Consider the following 21,982-nt stretch of genomic DNA (forward strand, 5'->3'; position numbering starts at 1 on the left):
GCAACAAAACATCCCTTTCTATAGCTATGATTCTCATTTTTTAAGGTTGCCAAACCATATCATACCAACTTTCACCCGCAAAGCTTGACTGGGATACCCCTTCATTCACAAATCCATTTTTTTCATAATAAGGGATGAGATAGTCATGACAGGTCAAATTGATACCTTCTCGTTCATGTTCTAAAGCGACTTCTTTCAGAGCCCTTAACAATCTTTTCCCCACGCCCAAGGCTTGTGCCTCCTTAGCTATGGAGAGACAGGTCACAGAGATATAGCCTCCAGGTCGATGGCTATAGTCTTTTATCTCTTCTGTAAAGGACTGATCTTGTAGATGACGATGTGGGACGACTGGACCTTCGATATACCCAAGTATACGTCCCTCCTTTTCAGCTACGAGAAAACTGGTCTGAATTTCACGTAAGTGCGCCTCAAAGACCAAACGAGGAATCGCTTCTTCAAGGGAGAAATTCTCCAGCTCTATCTCTAAAATTTGATCTAAATCCGAAAATCTTGCGTGTCTGATTTTCATACTTCCTCCTGATAAAAAGGATTGGCCCAAATCAGATTCCATCCCGAAAATCTTGCGTACGAAGCCTCTAGCAATTCTCCCGCAACAAAGCCATTCATCTCAAAATAAGAGAGCAAGTCATCAGGACAAGTCAAGCGAAGATACTCATACCCTCCTTCTACCGCCACTTGTTTCAAGCTAGCAAGAAGAAGGGTTCCCAAGCCTTGCCCGCGATGGTCAGGATGAATAGCAAATGATTTTATTTCTATCCATGTGGGATGAAGAGACTGAGACTCTCCTAAAACATAGCCTACGAGCTGGTTTTCATCTCTAGCTACAAGAAGGGTATCCGCAATCTTACGGATACTCTCTTCTAAAAACTCGTAGTTCACTATTTCTTCTGAGGATAAACAAGATTCTTCAATTGCTACAATTTCTTCTAAATCCGATAAAGTAGCCCGTCCTATGGTGATTGGAATTTCCATTCTTTTTTCTTATTGGACGTTACTTGTCAAATTAGACAAAAGACGTTCAAATGAGTACTCATAGGTTTGGATATCTCCTGCTCCCATAAAAACATAAACTGCATTATCATGCTCAAGGAGTGGTGATACATTTTCAACTGTGATGACTTGGCTTTTCTTCTTAATTTTATCTGCTAGGTCTTCTACCTTGACGTCACCATGGTCCACCTCACGGGCTGATCCATAGATTTTCGCCAAGTAAACAGCATCTGCCTGGCTCAAAGCTTTAGCAAAATCGTCCAATAGGGCAATGGTTCTAGTAAAAGTGTGTGGTTGGAAGATTGCAACAATTTCCTTGCTTGGGTATTTCTGACGAGCCGCATCTAAGGTCGCAATGATTTCCGTTGGATGGTGGGCGAAATCATCAATAATAATGGTGCCATTGACAACCTTTTCAGTGAAACGACGCTTGACACCAGCAAATGTTTTCAAGTGTTCACGTACCAAGTTCAAGTCAAACCCTGCTGTATAAAGTAAACCAATAACGGCTGTCGCATTCATAATATTGTGACGACCAAAGGTTGGAATGTGGAATTGACCCAACTCTTGTCCGCGGAAATGAACTGTGAAGGTCGAACCAGTTGTAGAACGTAGAAGGTCGCTAGCTACAAAGTCATTTCCCTCAGCATCAAAGCCATAGTAATAGATTGGAGCATTGGCTGTAATCTTACGCAACTCAGCATCCTCACCGTAGACAAACAAACCTTTAGTAATTTGTTTGGCATAGTCATTAAAGGCGTTGAAAACATCCTCTAGACTTGTAAAGTAGTCTGGATGGTCAAAGTCAATATTGGTGATGATAGAGTATTCTGGGTGGTAAGGCATGAAATGACGCTCATATTCGTCAGATTCAAAAACAAAATACTTAGCATTTTCAGAACCTCGACCCGTTCCATCCCCAATCAAGAAGCTAGTGTCTGTGATGTGAGACAAAACGTGAGACAGCATCCCAGTCGTTGATGTCTTTCCATGCGCTCCTGCAACCCCCATGCTGACAAAGTCACGCATAAAGCTGCCTAGGAATTCATGGTAACGTTTGTAGCTGATACCATTTTTGTCAGCATAGGCGATTTCAACATTGTTATCTGGACGAAAGGCATTTCCAGCAATAATTTCAAGATCCCCTTGCAGGTTCTTTTCATCAAAAGGAAGAATCGTAATCCCTGCCTGCTCTAGTCCACGTTGAGTAAAGTAGTATTTTTCAACGTCTGAACCTTGAACCTTGTGTCCCATTTGGTGCAACATCAAGGCCAAGGCACTCATCCCTGATCCCTTGATTCCAATAAAATGATATGTTTTTGACATGTTTTTCTCCCTTACTCAGTAATTCTTGTCAGATTCAACTCTTGGGCAACCTGACGTTCCTGTTCCGTTTGCTTATTCTTTTTATTATATATTTGACTCTTCTTTAGAAAATCATAGTTGTTCTTTTTAGCCTTTCCCGTCTGGGATTTCGGAGTTGGATTCGCCACTTGGCCAACCTCCTCAGCTAAGATATAGTGAGACTGGCTCAAGTTTTTACTAAATTTTGCAAACTCACCTGGATTTTCCTTTTGAAATGGTGCTGTTGGTTGGTTTCCTTGACGAACAAGTGTTGAACCATTGTATCGTCTAGTATGACTAACATCCTGAGTCAAATACTTGGCCGAACGTTTCTTCTTCAGATCCGCACGCGCCTCTTCTCGAGCCAATTCAGCATACGTTTTTTCAACTTTTTTAGGTTCTGGAACTGGTTCTGACTCCTTGCTAGCTGCCGAGGGAGTTACAGCCTGTTCCTCATTGATAGGAGACCATTCCAAATAGTTTTTATCGCGGTAATCACCCTTGATATTGCTAATAAAGTCTGACTCATCGTATAAGTCCATGACTGGCATTTTAGTCAGCATGATCTCATCATCTGACACCAATGGAAATCGATCTTGTTTCATTTTGTATTTCCTTTCAACACTTCATTATAGCGTATTGTCTTGATTTTTCAAGTGCTGGCTTCAGAAATCCCTAAAATTTCTCGAATTTCTGCCAGACTAAGACTCGCACGCGATTCCGTCCCATCTAAAACTTGGGAAACCAGGTGTTTCTTCTGTTCTTGGAGTTCTTGAATCTTTTCTTCAATGGTTCCTCTAGTAATCAAACGGTAAACCTCTACCTTCCGCTCCTGTCCCATTCGGTGAGCGCGTCCGATAGCCTGAGCCTCGACAGCAGGATTCCACCAGAGGTCCACTAGGATGACGGTGTCAGCTCCTGTCAGATTGAGACCGACACCCCCCGCCTTAAGGGAGATGAGAAAGATATCCCTTTCCCCTTGATTAAATATTTTGCTCATCTCTTGTCGGTCTTGAGCAGGAGTTGAGCCCGTAATTTTGAAGGAAGTCAAGCCCAAATTTGGGAGCTCTTGCTCGATTTTTTCCAACATTCCTTTAAATTGAGAGAAAATCAAGACCCGATGCCCACCATCTGCCACTTGTAGCAATAAATCTCGAAGGCTATCGAGTTTACCACTGGCTCCCTGGTAATCGTCCATGAAGAGAGCTGGCGTATCGCAAATCTGGCGCAATCGCATGAGGCCAGATAAGATTTCTACCCGACTTCTCTGGAATTCTTGATCTGTCACTTGCGCTAGGCGGTCTCGCATCTGTTGCAACTGGGCTAGATAGATGGCCTTCTGCTGGTCTTCCAGTTCATTTTTATAGACGACTTCGATCAGGTCAGGCAGCTCTGTTAGGACTTCTTCTTTCTTACGCCTCATGACGAAGGGCTTGATAAACTGCGCGACTCGGTCAGCCGGTAATTTCATAAACTCCTTTTTACTTGGCAAGAGCCCCGGAAGCACAATTTGAAAGATAGACCACAACTCTCCTAAGTGGTTTTCGATGGGCGTACCTGACAAAGCAAAGACTGCTGGTACCACAAACTGGCGCAAACTCTGAGCAATCTTGGTTTGAGCATTTTTCATGACCTGGGCTTCATCTAAGAAGAGAAAATCAAAAGCCATCTCTTGATAAAGCTCGCTGTCTTGACGAAAGGTAGCATAGCTAGTTACATAGATTTGGTGATTTTCAGAAAGAATCGCTTCTCGATTCGCTTTCAAACCATGAACGACAGCCAAATCTAACTGTGGGACAAATTTTCTGAATTCATCTGCCCAATTGTAGATCAAACCTGACGGCGCTAAAATCAAGACCCGACTATCTTTGGTCACCTGACTAGTTAAAAAAGCAATAGTTTGCAGTGTTTTTCCCAGTCCCATATCATCTGCCAGAATGCCACCAAAGCCATAGTGATGAAGCATCTGAAGCCAACGGACACCCTTTTCCTGATAGTCTCTCAAACTCGCCTGCACCCGTATATCTCCCAAAGAAAAATCCTCTGGATGGGTCAAATCATGAGCTAAATGCTGAAATTCCTCTGAGAAGGAGATCCTGTCTCGACCTTCAAAAAGCTGAGAAAGGCTATAAGCCAGAGATTTTCGCGCTTGAAAAGAACCATCTTTTAGCTCAACCCCCAGTTCCTGTAAATTTTGACGAATCTGCTTGGTTTCCTCATCAAAAAAGTATACTTGGTCAGAAGAACTGATATAGAAATCCTGATTGCTAGTCAGTGCTTTGAGAGCTTGATCAATCTCTTCTTGGGCAATCCCTTGGAAATCAAACTGAATCTCCAACAGTCCTCCCTTGGACTTAATCTGAACCTGAGGAGCTTGGACACTGTATAGCTGATTCATTTCATCAGACAAGAAAACCAACCCCAATTTCTCAAAAGCTGGAATCGTATGGTGAAAGAAAGAATAAACTGCCTCTGGCTTCAAAGCCTGTCTCCAAGACTGAAAATCAGCCTCAAAACCAGCTCCTAAACAGACTTGAAATAGCTGGTTTTCCAAGACGGCATCGCTTGAAAATGGTAATTGTTCCAGCTGTTGCTGACTAGTCACCTTAAGATCTCCATAGTCAAACTGGATATCCAAACGAATGCGACCGTCATCCTCCCTATCAAAGTAAAAGATTGGTGAAAAGGATCTGATTTGCAAGCGCTCAGGAGCAGAAACTGTGCCCAGCTGTCCAAACAAAGGCAAACAGGCTGCCAAGCGGTCACGATCACTGTTATCAAATTGGAGGCATTTCCTCCCTCTTTCCTCCTGAGGGAGCTCCTTGAGTTCCTTTAGTAGGCTGATTTGTTTAGGGTTTAATAGATAAAGATTCCCCTTATGAAAGAGAACCGCTCCCCCATAAAATACGTTGACTCGCTCACTTTCAGAAATCTCCATCTCAAAATAATCGGGATACTCCTGAACAGAAAAAGAGAACAGTTTCGCATCGGGATCTAAATCATGAAAGAGAAGATTTTCATAACTAGTAATCTGGTGCTCAAAATGAAAATCCTCCAAGGTCATCAGCAACTCCACACCCTGCTCAAAAAAGGTCAGAGGGAAAAAGAGGTGACGACCTTGATTGGGGAAAAAGAGGTCTTGGCTCAGTCCCTCCTCAATCAAGCCACATAAAAAAGTAAGGACATCTTGACTAGCTGTATCAAAAGCATCCCAAGACAAGTCATTTTCATAGTGTTTCCCAATCATATATGGCTTTCGATGGACTAAAACCTTCAAAAAGAGAGGGATGTCACGAATGACATAATATTTTTGACTATCAACTAAACCGATTCGGAGAGTCCAAAGGAGGCGATTGGTTCCAGCTTCCACCTGGCCTTGAGCCGACAAAGTGTAGATTTTCTCTCTCTTCCGAGGTTGAATACGCTCCAAAAAACTACCACCAAAACTAACCTTGGTTTCGACCTCTTCTTGCTCTTCATGTCCTTTTTCTAAGGCTTGTAGAATCACCTGGCCTTCCTCATCATTCTTCAGATAATGCTCGAGCGCTGCGAGGTGAACACAGTAACCTCTTTTTTGGAAAAAATCACAAGCACAAAAAACCAGATCATCCTCTAAACTGTAGCGCAAGTCTTCTCCCGCCACACGAGTATAGAGGCGATTCCCTTTTTCCTTGATAATCTCAATGTTGCCTGCCTCATAGAGAGTAACACCCTCCATGCGCAACTTTCCTGGAATCAATTTAGCCATAGTTACCCCTTTATCTTATCTTTTCATTATACCACATTTTCCCCTATGAAAATAGCCTTCTAGGAAGACTTTTCTCCTAGAAGGCTGGATTTTTAAAGTGTAGCAAAAGTGGTCACGATGCGTTGACAAACCTCTTCCAATACTGACTTCGGCATAGCTACATTGAGGCGGGCATGAAGAGTTCCCTCCTCTCCAAAGTCCAAACCTCGGTTGAGGATGACCTTGGCTTCATTCTTCAAAAGCTTTTGCAAGCGGTCATCCGTTAGGTCATAGGCTGAAAAATCAAGCCAGATCAAGTAGGTACCTTGTGGTTTCATGACCTGAATCTTGGTTTCGTTGCCCAAAACATCCACTACATAGTTAATGTGGTCCTCGATGACTTCTTTTAGTTCTCCTAACCAGTCCTTGCCATAACGGTAGGCAGCTTCTGTTGCTAAATACCCCAAGCCTGAGATTTCATGCTGGTTATTGGCCAACTGGCGTTTCTGGAAAGCAACTCGAAGCTTTGGATTTTCAATAACTGCATAGGAATTCTTGGTCCCAGCAATATTAAAGGTCTTAGTGGCACTGCTCAAGATAAGGGCAAAGTCTTTAAAAGCTGGATCAATGGTATTAAAAGACTGGTGTTTGTGACCAAAGAGAGCCAAATCTTGGTGAATCTCATCTGAAACAAGCAAGACACCGTGTTTTTGGCAGAGATGACCAATCTTTTCTAACACTTCCTTTTCCCAAACACGTCCACCAGGATTGTGAGGATTGCAAAGGATATAAAGCTTCACATCCTCTTCCACCATATCCTTCTCCAACTGGTCAAAGTCAATCTCAAACAGACCATTCTTTTCCACCAAAGAATTGGTAATCAATCGGCGATTGTTCAGTTTGACACTGCGGGCAAACGGTGGATAGACCGGTGTGTTAATCAGAACAGCTTCTCCTTCTTTTGTAAAGGCTTGAATGGCTGTTGAAATAGCTGGCACCACTCCCTCGATAAAGACGAGAGCATCTTTGTCAAAGTGATAACCGTGTTGGCTGGCTTCCCATTCTTGAACCGACTCAATCAAAGCGTCGCTTGCATAAGTATAGCCATAGACCAACTGATCTGCGTAGGCTTGTACAGCTTGTCGAACTTCAGGCAAGACTACAAAGTCCATATCCGCTATCCAGGCTGGTAGAACATCGCGATCAGCTTCTGCCTCTTTCCATTTATAGGTATGGTGTCCAAAACGATTGGGCAGGCTTGTAAAATCATATTTTCCCATATCTGTCTTATCCTTCCAAAGCTTGGCGCAAGTCCGCAATCAAATCTCTAGCATCTTCAATCCCAATTGACAAGCGCAGGAGGTCATCTGTTAAACCATAGGAATGGCGCACTTCTGCTGGAATATCCGCATGAGTCTGAGTCGTCGGATAGGTGATCAGACTCTCCACCCCACCCAAACTTTCCGCAAAAGAGAATACCTTGAGGCTATTTAAAATATGAGGAATACGCTTTTCATCCACTACTTTAAAGGAAATCATACCCCCACGTCCAGTATAGAGCACTTCCTTGACAGCAGGTGAATCCTTCAAAAAGGCAACCACTTCTTGGGCATTGGCTGTAGAACGCTCCATACGAAGAGGTAGAGTTTTAAGACCACGAATCAACTGATAACTATCAAATGGCGACAAGACCGCACCAGTCGTATTTAGATTGTAGAACAGTTGTTCATATAGTTCTAAACTATTAGTCACAACTACCCCAGCCAAGACATCATTGTGCCCTGCTAAATACTTGGTAGCTGAATGAAGAACGATATCCGCACCATCTTCAATCGGACGTTGGTAAATCGGACTGTAGAAGGTATTGTCCACCACTACCTTGGCACCCTTGGCATGAGCTAGTTTGGCTAGTTTTGCAATATCAAATTCTAACATCAATGGATTGGTTGGCGTTTCGATATAGAGAACATCCACATCCTTTTCTAATTCGGCAATCAATTCTTCCTCTGTATTGGCATAGGTAAAATGGAACCGGCCTTCCTGCTCCACTTGGTTGAACCAACGGAAAGAACCCCCATACAGATCACGAACAGCCAAGACTTTACTTCCTACTGGAAAGACACTAAAGGCCAGTACAATCGCAGCCATACCTGAGCTCGTTGCTAGGGCATAGTCCGCTGATTCGATTGCAGCCAAAACCTCCTCCGCCTTACTACGAGTTGGGTTTTTAGTACGGGTATAGTCAAATCCCGTAGACTGACCGAACTCTGGATGCTGATAAGTGGTTGAAAAATGAAGCGGCGTTACCAAGGCACCTGTTTCCTTATCTGACTTGATCCCTGCCTGGGCCAAAATTGTGTTGATGTGTAGTTCTCTGCTCATACAATACCTCCAAATCTATAGTAACTATTGTACCACTTATTTTCACTAACTTATTTTCTTGTTTTCAAGAGCTAGTTATAGTTTCAAACTATATAAAAACGATAGCTCCTTTAGAAACTATCGTTTTTCCTGTTGAATAGACTGGTTATTTAACGTGTTTTGCCAGTTCTTCTTGCGCTTTTTTATTTGATTCTTCTTTTTCTTTCTGCCATTTTTCTTTAGCTTTTTCATACTCATCAGTCGTTACAGTCTTATCTTGCAACTTGAGGTACTTGTATGATTCGACACCCTTATTTCCAGCTTGTGAGAATGGCGCTGAGAATGGAACTGTCTTTCTCAAGCCAGGTGTTCCACCTTGGGAAACGTTTGGAATTGCAAGGGCGCTATCAACGAGCCAAGCTTGAATTTCAGCATATTTTTCATAACGTTTTGCTGGATCTTGCTCTTTATTAGCTTCTTCCAACATTTGAGTGTAGGTATCCAGACCAACCGCCTTAGCCTTGTCATTGACCTCACCTGGTTCTAGACCAAGGTTTTGCAACATACCACCGTTATTGACATTTAGGATATCTAGATAGCTTGATGGATCCAAGTAGTCAGCACTCCAACCGCCATTATAGATATCAAAGTCTTTTTGAGCTGCGGTTTGAGCGAGGTAGCTAGAATTATCGTAGTCATCTGTCGATAATTGTTGGATATCGATAACAACATTCTCAGCTCCTAGCACAGATTCGATGGATTGTTTCAAAGAGCTCGCTTCAAGTACACCTTTTTTAGCTGATTGGTCTACAGATACATCCAAGTGGATTGGGAATTGCACACCCTTAGCTTCCAATTCTTTCTTAGCTTCTGCAAATTTAGCTTTAGCCTTGTCAGGATTGTAGTATGGGTCTTGCGCATCTGCAAAGTTGATTCCTTGCCATTCTTGGCCATAGTTGACCATCTTTTCTGAAACAACATCGCCAAAGTCTTTTCCGTTGATACTTACAAATGTTGGAGGTACAACCAAGTTACGAATAATCTTTGTTGCTCCTTCTTCCCCTTGAGATTGTGCTCCATAGGCTGTACGGTTATAAGCATAGTTGAAGGCTTGACGGAAGTTTTTATTCAGAACTGCTTCTTGGGTTGATTTCTTTTCGATATCTGATGTTTTAGACGTGAAGTTATAAGATTTTCTGTCCAAGTTGAAGTTCAAGTAATAAGAAGTTGCGTTTTGCATACTATAGATGATGTTATCCTTGTTCTTCTCTTTAATTCCTTCAAAGCTTGAGCTATTTGGATAGAGACGCGCGTAGCTGTAGACTCCTTCTACAAAGTTACGAGCTAGGGCATCTTGGTCACTACCATCATAGTAAGTCAATTTCACATCATCCACAAAGACATTTTTAGCATCCCAGTAATTTGGATTCTTCTTGTATTCGATAACAGATTTTGAAACAAAGGATTTCATCAAGAATGGTCCACTGTATAAAATACTAGAAGGATCTACCTTACCAAAATCATCCCCTTTTGATTTCAAGAAATCAGCATTGACTGGGAAGAGAATAGTAGAGGTTGTCTTAGAATTCCAATAAGGTTCTGGACGTGTCAAAGTGTACTGAACTGTTTGGTCGTCAATCGCCTTAACACCAACAGTTGAAAAGTCAGTTGTTTTACCGTTGATATAGTCATCCAAACCTGCTACAGAGTCTTGAACCAGGTACAAGGCTTCGGATTTTTTATCAGCAGCATATTTCAACCCAGTGACAAAGTCTTGGGCCGTTACAGGGGCGTATTCTTCACCCTCATAGGTATACCATTTTGCATCCTTACGCAATTTGTAAGTATAGGTCAAACCGTCCTGAGAAACAGTCCAATCCTCTGCCAACGATGGAACATAGTTACCGTATTGGTCATTTTCCATCAATCCATCTACCAAATTAGTAACGATGTCGTTGGTTGTTGCACGGTTTTCTGCAAGATAGTTCAAACTAGATGGATCACTCGAATAAACATAGTTATATGTTTTAGAAGAACTAGTTGAGTTTCCACATGCGCTCAGTAAGATACCTGCGCTTAACACGACACTTGCAAGTGTCAGATACTTGGCCTTAGACTTTTTCATTTCCAGAACCTCCTGTTTTAAAGATTTGTCTTATTATACAGCTTTGGTTTTATTTAGTCAAGCGATTTCTGAAGAAAAACTTAAAAAACAGATTTTTCTACTCTTAATTTTAGAAAAAGTTCTCCTTTTTTAAGAAAAATGTACTATAAAAACCTTTCTATTATAGAAAGGTTAATTCATTGCTTTTATTTATAAATCTTCTTACGATATTTTCAATCGTGTCCGTAGTCGGTCCGCTTGGGCTTTACCTATTATCTTGTCTAAAAGTCGTGTCCGTAGGCTCATCAAACCATAGAGACCTCCTCCAAGCCCTCCGATGAGAGCTACGTAAAGGAAACTCCAGAGACGTCCACTTGGCTGGAAGACAAAACCGAGTAGCCATTGTAAGAAGCCAACTAAGATAAACATGACAAGGGTCAAGATGGTAATCAAAATGGTTCGCTTCAAGATAATCTTTCGACGAGCACCCGTTACCTGGCAGATGTCTCGGTACATCAAGACATTCGGAATGATTAGTCCGATGGTCGTTGAAATCAAAGGACCGTAGCTGTGGAAAATAGCAATGGTTGGCAATTGCAAGACTATCTTAGCAATAGAACCATAGACAAAGTAAAGCACTGCCTTTCGGTTTCGGAACATGGCCTGAAGCATAGGAGACAAGACCATATACAAGCCTAGGATAGTAGACTGCAAAACTGCAAAGACAAATAAGCCCATGGCTAGACTATCTGGCTTACCGTAAAAGACTGTATAAAGAGGCTCCCCTACCATGACCACTCCAACCGTTGCCGGCAGTAAAAATAAGAAGAGCATGGTGAGGCTATCTTGGACTAGGCGAGCCGCCGCCTGCAAGTCGCCTTTTACATAGTTTTCCGTCAACAGCGGCAAGCCGACACTACCAATGGAAACTCCCACAGAGATTAAAATCATGGTGATTTTATTAGGATTGGCAGAGAAATAAGAAAACATGACAACCAAGTCTTCATTGCTATAGTTAGTAAACCACTTCATACTATTGATAAAGGTCATTTGGTCTAAAATCTGGAAGAGCTGAATGGCTGATCCTGTTAGGATAAAGGGAATGGCTTCCTTGATAGTATCGACTAAGAGTCGCTTACTATTGATCTTATCCCGTGTTTCAAATACTCTTTTGAGCAAACCTTCTTGGACTAGGAAGTAGATCAGGACTGCAAAACTTGCCACCATCCCCACAAAGGCCGCAAAGGTCGATTGGGTAACGGCTGATAGGTAGTCACCTGAACCCATCTTCATAATGAAGAAGGTCGCCAACAACATCCAGATGACGCGAATGACCTGCTCGGCGATTTGACTCATAGCATAGGGTTTCAGGTTGTTCATCCCTTGGAAGAAGCCTCGGATGACACTCATGGACGGGAAAATCAAGACCGCCCACGCCAAGCTCTGCATGATGGGTATCAAATCTTTCCCCACACCTGATAAATCTGCTAACCAAGGAGAAAAGAGATACAAGACCAAGGCAAAGACCAGTCCCAAGCCAGTCATAAAGCCTAGGAAACTCCGAATCAAGGCAAAGCTGTGTTCTTCTTCTCGCATGGTATTGTATTTAGCTACTTGTTTAGCGACCGCAACTGGGATACCCGCTGTTGAAATCAGCAAGAACCAAGCATAAATATTATAACCCATAGTAAAGAGTCCATTTGCCTTAGCGGCATAAGTCCCCATCCAGATATACCAGGGAATAATATAGATAGCACCAAGGAGGCGACTAATAAAGTTACTAGCTGTTAGCCAAGCAGTTCCTCGCAACATCTGGGCCTGCTGGTGATTGTTTTCGTTAGACATAGCTTCCTCATTCAATTTTGATAACTAGGAAAAGTTCCTTATCTTCCATTATAAACTTTTCCTTGTTACTTGTAAAATTCAGACTTTCGGTTTACAATAGAAAGTATGATTAAGATTGAAACCGTATTAGATATTTTAAAGAAAAATGGTCTCTTCCGTGAGATCATCGTTCAGGGAAGCTACTACTACAATTACAGTGATGTCGATTTTGATAGCATCAGTTACGACAGCCGTAAAGTTAAAGAGCGAAGCCTATTTTTTGTTAAGGGAGCTTCTTTCAAAAAAGAATTCCTCCTCTCCGCTATCTCACAAGGGCTGGATTGGTATATAGCGGAGCAAGACTACGAGGTCGGTATTCCTGCTATTATCGTGAACGACATTAAGAAAGCCATGAGTTTGATTGCCATGGAATTTTATGGTAATCCACAAGAGAAACTCAAAATTCTCGCCTTCACAGGAACCAAGGGTAAGACAACTGCAGCCTATTTTGCCTATAACATCTTGGCTCAACATCATCGCCCTGCTATGTTGTCTACTATGAATACAACCTTAGATGGTAAGACCTTCTTTAAGTCTGCACTCACAACTCCTGAAAGTATCGATCTCTTTGATATGATGGCTCAAGCTGTTCATAACGGAAGAACCCATCTCATCATGGAAGTCTCCAGCCAAGCCTATCTGGTTAAGCGAGTCTACGGCCTCACTTTCGATGTAGGAGTCTTTCTCAATATCAGTCCTGACCATATTGGACCAATTGAGCATCCAACTTTTGAAGACTACTTCTACCACAAGCGTCTCTTGATGGAAAATAGCCGAGCAGTTGTCATTAACAGCGACATGGACCACTTTTCTGTCTTGAAAGAACAAGTGGAAGATCAAGAGCATGACTTCTATGGTAGCCAGTCGAGCAACCAAATCGAGAACTCCAAAGCCTTTAGCTTTTCAGCTACGGGTAAACTTGCTGGAGATTATGACATCCAACTCATTGGTCTCTTTAACCAAGAAAACGCCGTTGCAGCTGGACTTGCCTGCCTTCGTCTAGGTGCCAGTCTAGAGGACATCAAAAAAGGAATCGCTGCAACCCGAGTTCCTGGACGTATGGAAGTCCTCACACAGAAAAATGGAGCCAAGGTCTTCATCGACTATGCTCACAATGGAGACAGTCTGAAAAAACTCATCAATGTGGTTGAAACTCATCAAACTGGAAAGATTGCACTGGTTCTCGGTTCGACTGGAAACAAGGGGGAGAGTCGTCGCAAAGACTTTGGACTCCTTCTCAATCAACATCCTGAGATTCAAGTTTTTCTAACTGCGGATGATCCCAACTATGAAGATCCTATGGTGATTGCAGAGGAAATCAGTAGCTATATCAGCCATCCTGTTGAAAAGATTGCCGATCGCGAACAAGCCATCAAAGTAGCCATGTCCACTACAAACCAAGAACTCGATGCCGTGATTATTGCGGGTAAGGGTGCTGATTGCTACCAAATCGTCAATGGAGTGAAAGAATCCTACCCTGGTGACGCAGCTGTCGCAGAACGTTACCTATAAAATCAAAAAATCAAGGGAAGTTTTCCCTTGATTTTTTTAGTCTTCTTTCTTAAATGAGTTTTTAAGACCTTCAACGGCACCTTCTACAGCACCTTTAGCATCTTCAACAACTTCTTTTGCTTTGGCAACTGTTTTTTCTACAGCACCTTCTGCTTCTGTTTTGCTATCGCCAGTAACTTTACCAAATCCTTCTTTGATAGCACCAGTTGCTTGTTCCAATTTATTTTCAAGTGACATAGCTCTGTCTCCTTTGCTTTTAATACGATAATGGTTATCGCTTACATTTAGTTTATGCTTATTCTTTGGCAAAGTCAAACAATCTGCTCAAAAGCAAATAATTAAGTCAAATAGAATGTCAACCGTTCCTTGTTAAAATCAACAGTCAACTCATACTTTCCTTCTTCGTTTTGAACAATATAACCCAAGATGACTAAACTCTCAACGAAGATATCACGCCGTTTCTGCATGAGCTGCTCCTTTTTGAGTAACTTGAGCAAAAACGTCGTCATATACTTGAGAGCATACTCAGGATTGACATCTCCTAAAATTTCATACAGTCTCTGCTGTTCTTCCGTCAAAGGATATTGATTCTTGACCTTGTAGAAATAATTCGACAGGGTCATCTTTTCTCTAGCAAAATCCGTAGATTCGACTAAAATGGCAGCATTGGTTTGATTGCGTAATTCTGTCTCAAAAGTCTTCTTCAGCAAGGCTTGATAGACTGGACTGTCCTCTCTGATATAAATTTCTTGGTCAAGGGCTAAATCATCCGTAGATTCTAAAAAAGGGAGATTGAGAAAATAGCGTTTGTTTTCCCTTCGGATCAAGCCTGCCTTAATATACTCTTCCATGAGTTTATCAACTGCCACATCTGGAAAATGAGCCTTGATTTCTCGGAGGATTACATCATCATGCTGGTCTAGATAGTCCACCAAACCTACAAAAAATGGCTGTCGCGTCAAACGTGATGGATTAAAAATCTGAATCATGAAGATTCCTTTCTTTACATTCTAAAAGAGGAGATGCTGCCAACTGACTGGGATTGGTCCCTGGTTGATTCAGAGGCACAGGAAGTTCGAGTTTCCTGTAATATTCCCTCCAGAAATCACTAATCTCCTGCTCCCCATCCCCAAATTTCATCGGAATACTTTCAAAAATCGGTAGGATTTCAGCGATGTACTGGGAGCAGTAAAAACCTGATCCATCTGGATAAAAAGAGGCATTATAGGGTGCACCCAAATGTTTGCTAGCTCTCTCCTTTACCAAGTCAGCTTCCAGCTCTTGATAGACATAAAGATCGTAGAGATGAGTTGGTTCAAAAAATTCAGCCAGTTCTTGACAGATGACACCTGCTCGCCCACTAGCATGGTAGATCAAACCGTCTAAAAAGATAGCTACATGACTATAGTTTCTAGTAGAAGCCTGGATGGCCTGCCCCATATCTGAAAGATCCTTCACAAAAATCAAATCACCATTTTCTAACATCTTTCTCTCCTAGAAAAAAAGGAGCCGAAACTCCTTTAGCTATAAGGAAACTAACGTTTCCTCATTTCAATTATCACTCCAACTATTAGCCATTAAAGCTTTCTGTCAACTGAGGCACCACTTGTTTCTTACGTGAAACGGCACCTGGAAGGAAAGCGTGGTTGTTTTCAAGTTTGAAGTTGAAAGCTGTTTCGACCTTGTCCATGTTTGATCCAAGAGCAAGGATTTCTGAGTTTGAGTTGACGATGTCTGTAATCATCAAAACAAAATCTGAGTAGCCATTTGCTGCGTTGGCAGCTTGCATAGCAGCTTCAATTTCTGCTTGGCGTTCCAAGACTTCAGCAATATCAACTGTGTTCACTTGAGCAACACGAACCTTATTTCCGTTGAGTTCAAAGGTCTTAGCATCGATGTCAATCAATTCTTCAGCAGATTTGCTTGCCAAGTTGGTACCAGCCTTCAGCATAGCAAGACCGTACTCTTCTAAGTTGACACCAGCCAATTCAGCCAATTCAGGAGCAATGACTTTATCAGATGGGTGAGTTGTTGGTGATTTCAAAAGAAGAGTATCTGAAATCAAACCTGAAAGCATCAAACCTGCGATTTCTTTAGGAACTGCTACACCGTGTTCTTTGAACATGCGGTAAACGATAGATGAAGCTGATCCAACTGGTTCCAAACGCATGTAGAGTGGGCTTGCAGTTTCAAAGTTAGCTACACGATGGTGGTCTACAACACCGTAAACTTCTACTTCAGCGATATCTGACACTGATTGTTGGAATTCATTGTGGTCAGTCAAGATGACTTGTTCTGCACTTTCTGCTTTAGCAGATGTGATGACGCGTGGTGCTTCTACACCAAAATAGTTCAAAACGAAGGCTGTTTCTTCATTAGGAGTTCCAAGTGCTACTGCTTCTGTGTCCAATCCATAAGCCTCTTTTGCAAGATAAGCAAAGGCTACAGATGACCCGATGGCATCTGAGTCTGGATTTTGGTGACCAAATACTAGAATCTTAGACATGATAATACCTCTTTAAATTTATTCATCTTATTTTAGCACTTTTTTCTTCTTTTGACAAAAGTAAGAGGAGTCAAAGGACTCCTCATTAGACATCAATATCGTTAACTAGATTTTTTTCTTGATTTTCGGATAAAAATCGTTCTTTCTGGGGTCTTTTCTTACGTTTGAGGAGAGCCTCTGCAGACATGGCTTCTTCCTTGCTAGCAAAAGCCTCTACATAGATAAGTTTGACAGGTAATCGAGCTCGGGTATACTTGGCTCCCTTACCACTATTATGAACGGTAAGGCGTTTCTTAACGTCTGTCGTATAACCAGTATAGTAAGAACCGTCACGGCACTCCACCACATACATATAGGCCTTATGATCCATAGTAAATCTCTTGAATTTCTGGCGTATAGGAACCATCATCATTGTGAACAATGAGCGGTGGCAAGACCTTGAAGCCACTAATAGATCCATCTTTGATAGCTTCGATTAAAAGCATATTGGCTTCCTTTTCTCGTTTAGGATAGACAAATTGCAGGCGCTTGGGTGCCAAATTGTGGCGTTGAAGCATGTCTAGAATATCCAAAAGTCTATCTGGACGGTGAACCATGGCAAAACGGCCATTAGACTTGAGAATACTCTGGGCACTTCGGCAGATTTCTTCTAGGTTAGTCGCAATTTCGTGTCTTGCTAGGAGATAGTGTTCACTCTCGTTCAGATTAGAATGCGGATCCACCTTGAAATAAGGCGGATTACACAAAATCATGTCCACCTTACTTCCCTGAACGCGAGCAGGCATATTTTTCAAATCATCGCAAATAACCTGCATCTGCTCTTCCAAGCCATTCAACTGAACCGAACGCTCTGCCATATCCGCCAAGCGCTCCTGAATCTCCACAGAAAGAATTTTTGCCTTGGTACGACTACTTGCAAAAAGTCCTACTGCACCATTGCCAGCACAAAAATCCACAATTAAGCCATTTTTAGGGAAGCGAGGAAAGCGTGATAAGAGAACACTATCCACCGAATAGCTGAACACTTCTCTATTTTGAATGATCTTGATATCTGTCGAAAAGAGCTGGTTGATTCGCTCTCCTGATTTTAATAATTGTTCTTCTTTCATACTTTCATTATATCAAATTATGTTAATAGCACAAATAATTTAGATGATCGTATTTATGGCTTCTTCTTTAAATGCTCTAATGCCTCACGCGTCCAAACAGGCATCATTCGAGCAAGTGGTGCAAAACCGTGCTTGATCCGATCATTTGAAAAACGTCTGCGTCTTGGCAATTGATGTTTTTCCTCTTCCAAGGTACGTATGGAAAGACTAGCCTTCCCAGTGTATTCGTCAAAATCCACTACCTGAACTTGGACTTCATCGCCAATCTTTAAAATGTCATAGATATTTTCAATAAATCCCGTCCGAATCTCCGAGATGTGAATCAGCCCTGTCACCCCTGTCTCTAACTCAACAAAGGCACCATAGGGCTGAATTCCTGTAATACGCCCAGTTAGCTTATCACCAATTTTCATTCTAGTCCTCAATTTCAATCGTTTCAATTACCACATCTTCAACTGGCTTATCCATTGCACCAGTCTCAACAGCTGCAATGGCATCCAAGACCGCAAACGATTCTGCATCTACCAATTGCCCAAAAACAGTATGGCGACGGTCAAGGTGAGGAGTTCCACCTTGTTCTGCGTAGATCTCAGCGATTGGTTCAGGCCAACCACCACGCGCAATCTCTTTCTTAGAGTATGGCAAGTGTTGATTTTGGACGATAAAGAACTGGCTACCATTGGTATTTGGACCAGCATTGGCCATAGAAAGAGCACCACGGATATTGTAAAGTTCTTCTGAAAATTCATCTTCAAAAGCTTGACCATAAATGGACTCTCCGCCCATACCAGTACCAGTTGGGTCTCCACCTTGGATCATAAAGTCCTTGATAATGCGGTGGAAAATCACACCATCATAGTAACCGTCTTTTGACAGAGCAACAAAGTTGGCTACTGTTTTGGGAGCCTGTTCAGGGAAGAGCTTGATACGCAAGTCTCCGTAATTTGTCTTAATAGTCGCCAACGGACCTTCTACTGTTTCAATGTCTACCTGTGGGAAATGCAATTCTTTTTCTACCATACCAAATCCTTCTAAGGCATCAAAAATGCCATCTTCTTCTACTGTTTTTGTAATATAATCTGCTTTTTCTTTGATTTTATCATGGGAAACACCCATAGCAACGCTGATTCCAGCATAATCAAAGAGTTCCAAGTCATTGAGACCGTCCCCAAAGACCATAACATTCTCTGGTTTCAAGCCTAGATGTTCTACAACCTTGGCTACACCAGTTGCTTTGGATCCTGAAATCGGAACGATATCAGATGAATGTTCATGCCAACGCACCATGCGAAGTTTATCTGATAAAGACTCTGGTAAGTGCAAACCATCCCCTTTATCTTCAAAGGTCCACATCTGGTATATATCTGCTTTTTCATGGAAGTCAGGATCCACATCCAAGTTCGGATAAATCGGATCAATAGCCTCACTGATCAGTTCTGTTCGAGTAGAGAGCTTGGCGTCATGACTGCCAACCAAGCCATATTCAATTCCCTCTCGCTTAGTCCAAGAGATATACTCCTCAACATCTGACTTGTCAATCTGATGCTGATAAATGACCTGACCTTTTTTATCTTCGATATAAGCCCCATTTAGGGTTACAAAAAAGTCAGGCTTGAGCTCACGAATCTCTGGAACGACACCGAAAATACCACGCCCAGAAGCAATACCTGTTAAAATTCCTTTTTCACGCAACTGCTTAAAGACAGTGGGAATTGTAGCTGGAATAAAACCTGTCTTTGACGTACGCAGGGTATCATCAATATCAAAAAAGATGATTTTAATCTTCTTTGCCTTATATTTTAATTTCGCATCCATCTCTCTACCTCTTTTCCATCACTCTTTCCATTATACCATAAAGCTGATGAAATTCCTTTTTTGAAAAAAGATGAAAATCCTATCAAAAAGAGAGCCAGTAAAACTAGCCCTCTCTTCTCATCCTAGAACATCTCTAGAGCAATCATGGTAATCATCGTTGCATCATAGTAGTTGTCCAAAGGTAAATCTTGTGTAAAAATGTATTTATTTTGCTGAAGAAGTTTCAGATAACCTTCTCCCTTGTCAGACGCATAGGTAATAGGGGCCAAAAAACTACCTGCCTGGTATTGATTGAGGGCAGTTCCATTCATGTCATAACCAGCATAAACGCGTCGCTCTTTCATAAAGAAATTCATCATCTTTTGAACGACTTTTTGACTTCTTTCATCTTGACTTTGAGACAAGTGATAAGGCAAACGACAAGCATTATAAGAATACGCTCCATCGTATTGAGACTCGATTGTGTTGGCATCAACAAGACGCGCGCCTGACTTCTCAGCCCAGATAAAGTCTGGCAAGAGACCCGTATCCGAATGAGAACTGATTTGCTCCAATTGCCCAAGCATCTTATCCTTAACATCTAGCCACTGTTTGTTTCCAGTCAGGTCGTAGAAAGACTGGAAATAGTGAGGAAGAGTATCAGACGTCCGCATCAAGTAATAATAATCGGAATCCTTGTTTGCCCAGTTTCCTACTGTTAAAACACCTGTCTCTTCATTGTAATTGTATCGAAGAATATCTTCTAAGATTTTTTTAGCTTGCTCTTGGTATTCCTGCGCCTTATCTGGCCACTGTTTGGCAGCTTCAATCAAAGAATAAGCGATGTAGAGATCTCCATCAGTTGCGTTTTGCTTCTCAACCGTTTCACTCTCATTTTTGAGAACTTGCTTCCAAGACATCAACTGCGTTCCCTCGATACGATGATTTTGGTAATAGCGATAAAGGCTATCAAAATTTGCTTGTGTTGCTTGCCCTTTTTGGGCTGCTAAAACCGTTATGAGCATGCCGTAACTTTGGGCTTCAGATAAAACTGTTGTTCCCTCCGAATCACTCGTCGTACGAACATAAGACTGATCGTCTTTTGTAACAAGAAACTGTTGACTCCATTGGCGGTAAATACGATTGCGCATCTCGACTTTACTCCTTCCTCTTGCCAAAAACAAGGTTAAACAAAAGATAGAAAGGATGAGCACAAACCATACATATTTTATTTTATTCGTTTTCATAAATCCTCCTATCCTGCAAATCGCTTGGTTTTAACCCACTTAGTTTCTTTTCGGCGGAGTACTTTGTCCAGCACGATTGAAGAAATGGAATCAATGGATACAACGATAAACATCTGTGCGTAAGAGAAATAGGCTACCAAGGCTAACCAGATTTGTTTTGTCGTCGCTTGTCCAAACTGACTTGCTAATGCCGTCATAATTTGCATCAAATAGAGACCAATCATGAGAATCCAGTTGAAGAGCATGAGCTGGGCGATGTAGATATTATCCGCATCAAAAGCAAATGGAATTCTGACATCTGGGAAGAAAAGATTAAGACAGATTGCTAGCACATTCGCTAGGAAAATCAAATCCGATAGGACAATGGCAAAGTTAAACCAAAAGAAAACACAAGAATAGTTAAAGACTTCTAGTTTAACGCGCCAGTTTGCTCTGCCAAATAAATGCTTAAAATTTGAGAGAACAACTTCGTAGTTTCCTTTAGCCCAACGTTTTCGTTGCATATAGTAACTCTTTAAGGTTTCAGGTTCTTGTTGGAAAGCCTCTGAGTTATAAGCAAGGGCGATCAATTTACCACTCTGCATGATTTTAAAAGAAATATCGGTATCCTCAGTCAAGGCACCATTTTTCCAACCACCGATACTCTTTACAAAGTCGGTTTGAATGATAAAGTTGGTTCCTGGGATACGACCAATTTTAAAGAGATGCCACATCCCAACATGGTGCACCCGCTGGGTAACAACGATTTCTTGGTTGATACAACGAGTCAAAAAATTTTGATTGGCATTTCGAGTCTTGTTGCGACCGAAAGATGCCACGTGGCGTTCTGGGTCCTTTATCACTTCTTTGACAAGGAAATAAAGGGCATTTTTTTCAGGCATGGCATCTGCATCATAAACACAGATATATTCACCCGTTGCCATCTCTAAGGCATCGTTTAGAACGCCTGCTTTTCCTCCCGTACCAGTACGGTCGATAATAGTCAGATTTCTTCCTGCATATTCAGGCAGAGCTTGTACAGACAAACACTCTGCATAGGTGTTGTCCGAACAGTTATCCGCAAATAGAAGCAACTCCACACGATCGTGAGGGTAATTCATATCCAAGATAGCTTTTGCCGTCTGGGCAATAACCACATCCTCATTATGAGCAGGAACAACAATGGTAACCTTAGGGTAATAAGGTAGTGGCGAGGTATCCACACGAAAATCACTATGTTTAAACCAAAAGTGAACAGCTGAAAAGAGAATTACCAAGCCCCAAGCTAGAGAAATCCAAATTGTAAGCAAGGTAAAAATCATTAACATTTGACTAATCATGATTCACCGCCTTAAAATTTTTGTTCACTCGATGGTAAAGAATACTGTATGCAATAAATAATAT

20 protein-coding genes are annotated in these 21,982 nt (G+C 41.8%); 1 reads left to right on the forward strand and 19 read right to left on the reverse strand.

What is annotated here, in order from left to right:
• Positions 1 to 40 precede the first annotated feature (40 nt).
• The 9 genes from AC4ME5_RS02975 to AC4ME5_RS03015 form a co-directional block, all read right to left on the reverse strand.
• Positions 41 to 529 (reverse strand): GNAT family N-acetyltransferase, encoded by a 489-nt coding sequence (locus AC4ME5_RS02975; protein ID WP_195216754.1) that lies wholly within the window; start codon positions 527 to 529, stop codon positions 41 to 43.
• Positions 526 to 993, reverse strand: coding sequence for a GNAT family N-acetyltransferase (locus tag AC4ME5_RS02980; protein WP_491799820.1), 468 nt, complete (start codon positions 991 to 993; stop codon positions 526 to 528). Before AC4ME5_RS02980 ends, AC4ME5_RS02975 begins: the two co-directional genes overlap by 4 nt.
• A gap of 9 nt (positions 994 to 1,002) precedes the next feature.
• Positions 1,003 to 2,337, reverse strand: a complete 1,335-nt coding sequence (gene murC / locus AC4ME5_RS02985; RefSeq protein ID WP_000048097.1) for a UDP-N-acetylmuramate--L-alanine ligase — start codon at positions 2,335 to 2,337, stop codon at positions 1,003 to 1,005.
• A gap of 11 nt (positions 2,338 to 2,348) precedes the next feature.
• Complete coding sequence (gene zapJ / locus AC4ME5_RS02990; RefSeq protein WP_491799823.1) at positions 2,349 to 2,960, reverse strand: divisome accessory protein ZapJ; 612 nt, start codon at positions 2,958 to 2,960, stop codon at positions 2,349 to 2,351.
• Between the two features lie 47 nt (positions 2,961 to 3,007).
• Positions 3,008 to 6,103 (reverse strand): pilus expression-regulating Snf2 family helicase, encoded by a 3,096-nt coding sequence (locus tag AC4ME5_RS02995; RefSeq protein ID WP_491799825.1) that lies wholly within the window; start codon positions 6,101 to 6,103, stop codon positions 3,008 to 3,010.
• A gap of 92 nt (positions 6,104 to 6,195) precedes the next feature.
• The gene (locus tag AC4ME5_RS03000) at positions 6,196 to 7,362 is read right to left on the reverse strand and encodes a MalY/PatB family protein (RefSeq protein WP_491799827.1); all 1,167 of its coding nucleotides are present in this window, start codon (positions 7,360 to 7,362) and stop codon (positions 6,196 to 6,198) included.
• A gap of 7 nt (positions 7,363 to 7,369) precedes the next feature.
• A complete protein-coding gene (locus tag AC4ME5_RS03005; protein ID WP_491799829.1) occupies positions 7,370 to 8,464 on the reverse strand; it encodes a cystathionine gamma-synthase in 1,095 nt (364 codons plus the stop codon).
• A 145-nt stretch (positions 8,465 to 8,609) separates the two neighbouring features.
• Entirely contained in the window at positions 8,610 to 10,568 is a 1,959-nt protein-coding gene (locus tag AC4ME5_RS03010) for a peptide ABC transporter substrate-binding protein (RefSeq protein ID WP_033584499.1), read from the reverse strand.
• 201 nt (positions 10,569 to 10,769) lie between these two features.
• Positions 10,770 to 12,392, reverse strand: coding sequence for a putative polysaccharide biosynthesis protein (locus tag AC4ME5_RS03015; RefSeq protein ID WP_491799831.1), 1,623 nt, complete (start codon positions 12,390 to 12,392; stop codon positions 10,770 to 10,772).
• Between the two features lie 105 nt (positions 12,393 to 12,497).
• Between AC4ME5_RS03015 and AC4ME5_RS03020 the strand changes: the two genes are divergently transcribed.
• The gene (locus tag AC4ME5_RS03020; RefSeq protein ID WP_491799833.1) at positions 12,498 to 13,943 is read left to right on the forward strand and encodes a UDP-N-acetylmuramoyl-L-alanyl-D-glutamate--L-lysine ligase; all 1,446 of its coding nucleotides are present in this window, start codon (positions 12,498 to 12,500) and stop codon (positions 13,941 to 13,943) included.
• A gap of 36 nt (positions 13,944 to 13,979) precedes the next feature.
• Here the strand turns inward: AC4ME5_RS03020 and AC4ME5_RS03025 are convergent, their stop codons facing one another.
• From AC4ME5_RS03025 to AC4ME5_RS03070, 10 genes are all read right to left on the reverse strand, one after another.
• Positions 13,980 to 14,180 (reverse strand): CsbD family protein, encoded by a 201-nt coding sequence (locus AC4ME5_RS03025; RefSeq protein ID WP_000051185.1) that lies wholly within the window; start codon positions 14,178 to 14,180, stop codon positions 13,980 to 13,982.
• A gap of 101 nt (positions 14,181 to 14,281) precedes the next feature.
• The gene (locus AC4ME5_RS03030) at positions 14,282 to 14,932 is read right to left on the reverse strand and encodes a DUF1803 domain-containing protein (protein ID WP_491799835.1); all 651 of its coding nucleotides are present in this window, start codon (positions 14,930 to 14,932) and stop codon (positions 14,282 to 14,284) included.
• Positions 14,916 to 15,428 carry a YiiX/YebB-like N1pC/P60 family cysteine hydrolase gene (locus AC4ME5_RS03035; protein ID WP_491799837.1) on the reverse strand — a complete coding sequence of 171 codons (513 nt, stop codon included), beginning with the start codon at positions 15,426 to 15,428 and terminating at the stop codon, positions 14,916 to 14,918. The genes AC4ME5_RS03030 and AC4ME5_RS03035 overlap by 17 nt, the downstream gene beginning before the upstream one ends.
• An 85-nt stretch (positions 15,429 to 15,513) precedes the next feature.
• Positions 15,514 to 16,449 (reverse strand): manganese-dependent inorganic pyrophosphatase, encoded by a 936-nt coding sequence (locus tag AC4ME5_RS03040; RefSeq protein WP_491799839.1) that lies wholly within the window; start codon positions 16,447 to 16,449, stop codon positions 15,514 to 15,516.
• A gap of 85 nt (positions 16,450 to 16,534) precedes the next feature.
• A complete protein-coding gene (locus AC4ME5_RS03045) occupies positions 16,535 to 16,819 on the reverse strand; it encodes a GIY-YIG nuclease family protein (RefSeq protein WP_485645194.1) in 285 nt (94 codons plus the stop codon).
• On the reverse strand, positions 16,809 to 17,558 hold the full coding sequence (locus AC4ME5_RS03050) for a tRNA1(Val) (adenine(37)-N6)-methyltransferase (RefSeq protein ID WP_491799841.1): 750 nt from the start codon (positions 17,556 to 17,558) through the stop codon (positions 16,809 to 16,811). The genes AC4ME5_RS03045 and AC4ME5_RS03050 overlap by 11 nt, the downstream gene beginning before the upstream one ends.
• A gap of 53 nt (positions 17,559 to 17,611) precedes the next feature.
• Entirely contained in the window at positions 17,612 to 17,971 is a 360-nt protein-coding gene (locus AC4ME5_RS03055) for a S1 RNA-binding domain-containing protein (protein WP_000689618.1), read from the reverse strand.
• 1 nt (position 17,972) lies between these two features.
• Positions 17,973 to 19,373 (reverse strand): bifunctional Cof-type HAD-IIB family hydrolase/peptidylprolyl isomerase, encoded by a 1,401-nt coding sequence (locus AC4ME5_RS03060; RefSeq protein ID WP_491799843.1) that lies wholly within the window; start codon positions 19,371 to 19,373, stop codon positions 17,973 to 17,975.
• A gap of 122 nt (positions 19,374 to 19,495) precedes the next feature.
• Complete coding sequence (locus AC4ME5_RS03065) at positions 19,496 to 20,599, reverse strand: family 8 glycosyl hydrolase (RefSeq protein ID WP_195216775.1); 1,104 nt, start codon at positions 20,597 to 20,599, stop codon at positions 19,496 to 19,498.
• 8 nt (positions 20,600 to 20,607) lie between these two features.
• Complete coding sequence (locus AC4ME5_RS03070) at positions 20,608 to 21,918, reverse strand: glycosyltransferase family 2 protein (protein WP_458624101.1); 1,311 nt, start codon at positions 21,916 to 21,918, stop codon at positions 20,608 to 20,610.
• Between the last annotated feature and the right edge of the window lie 64 nt (positions 21,919 to 21,982).

This window comes from Streptococcus sp. A69 (assembly GCF_058556195.1).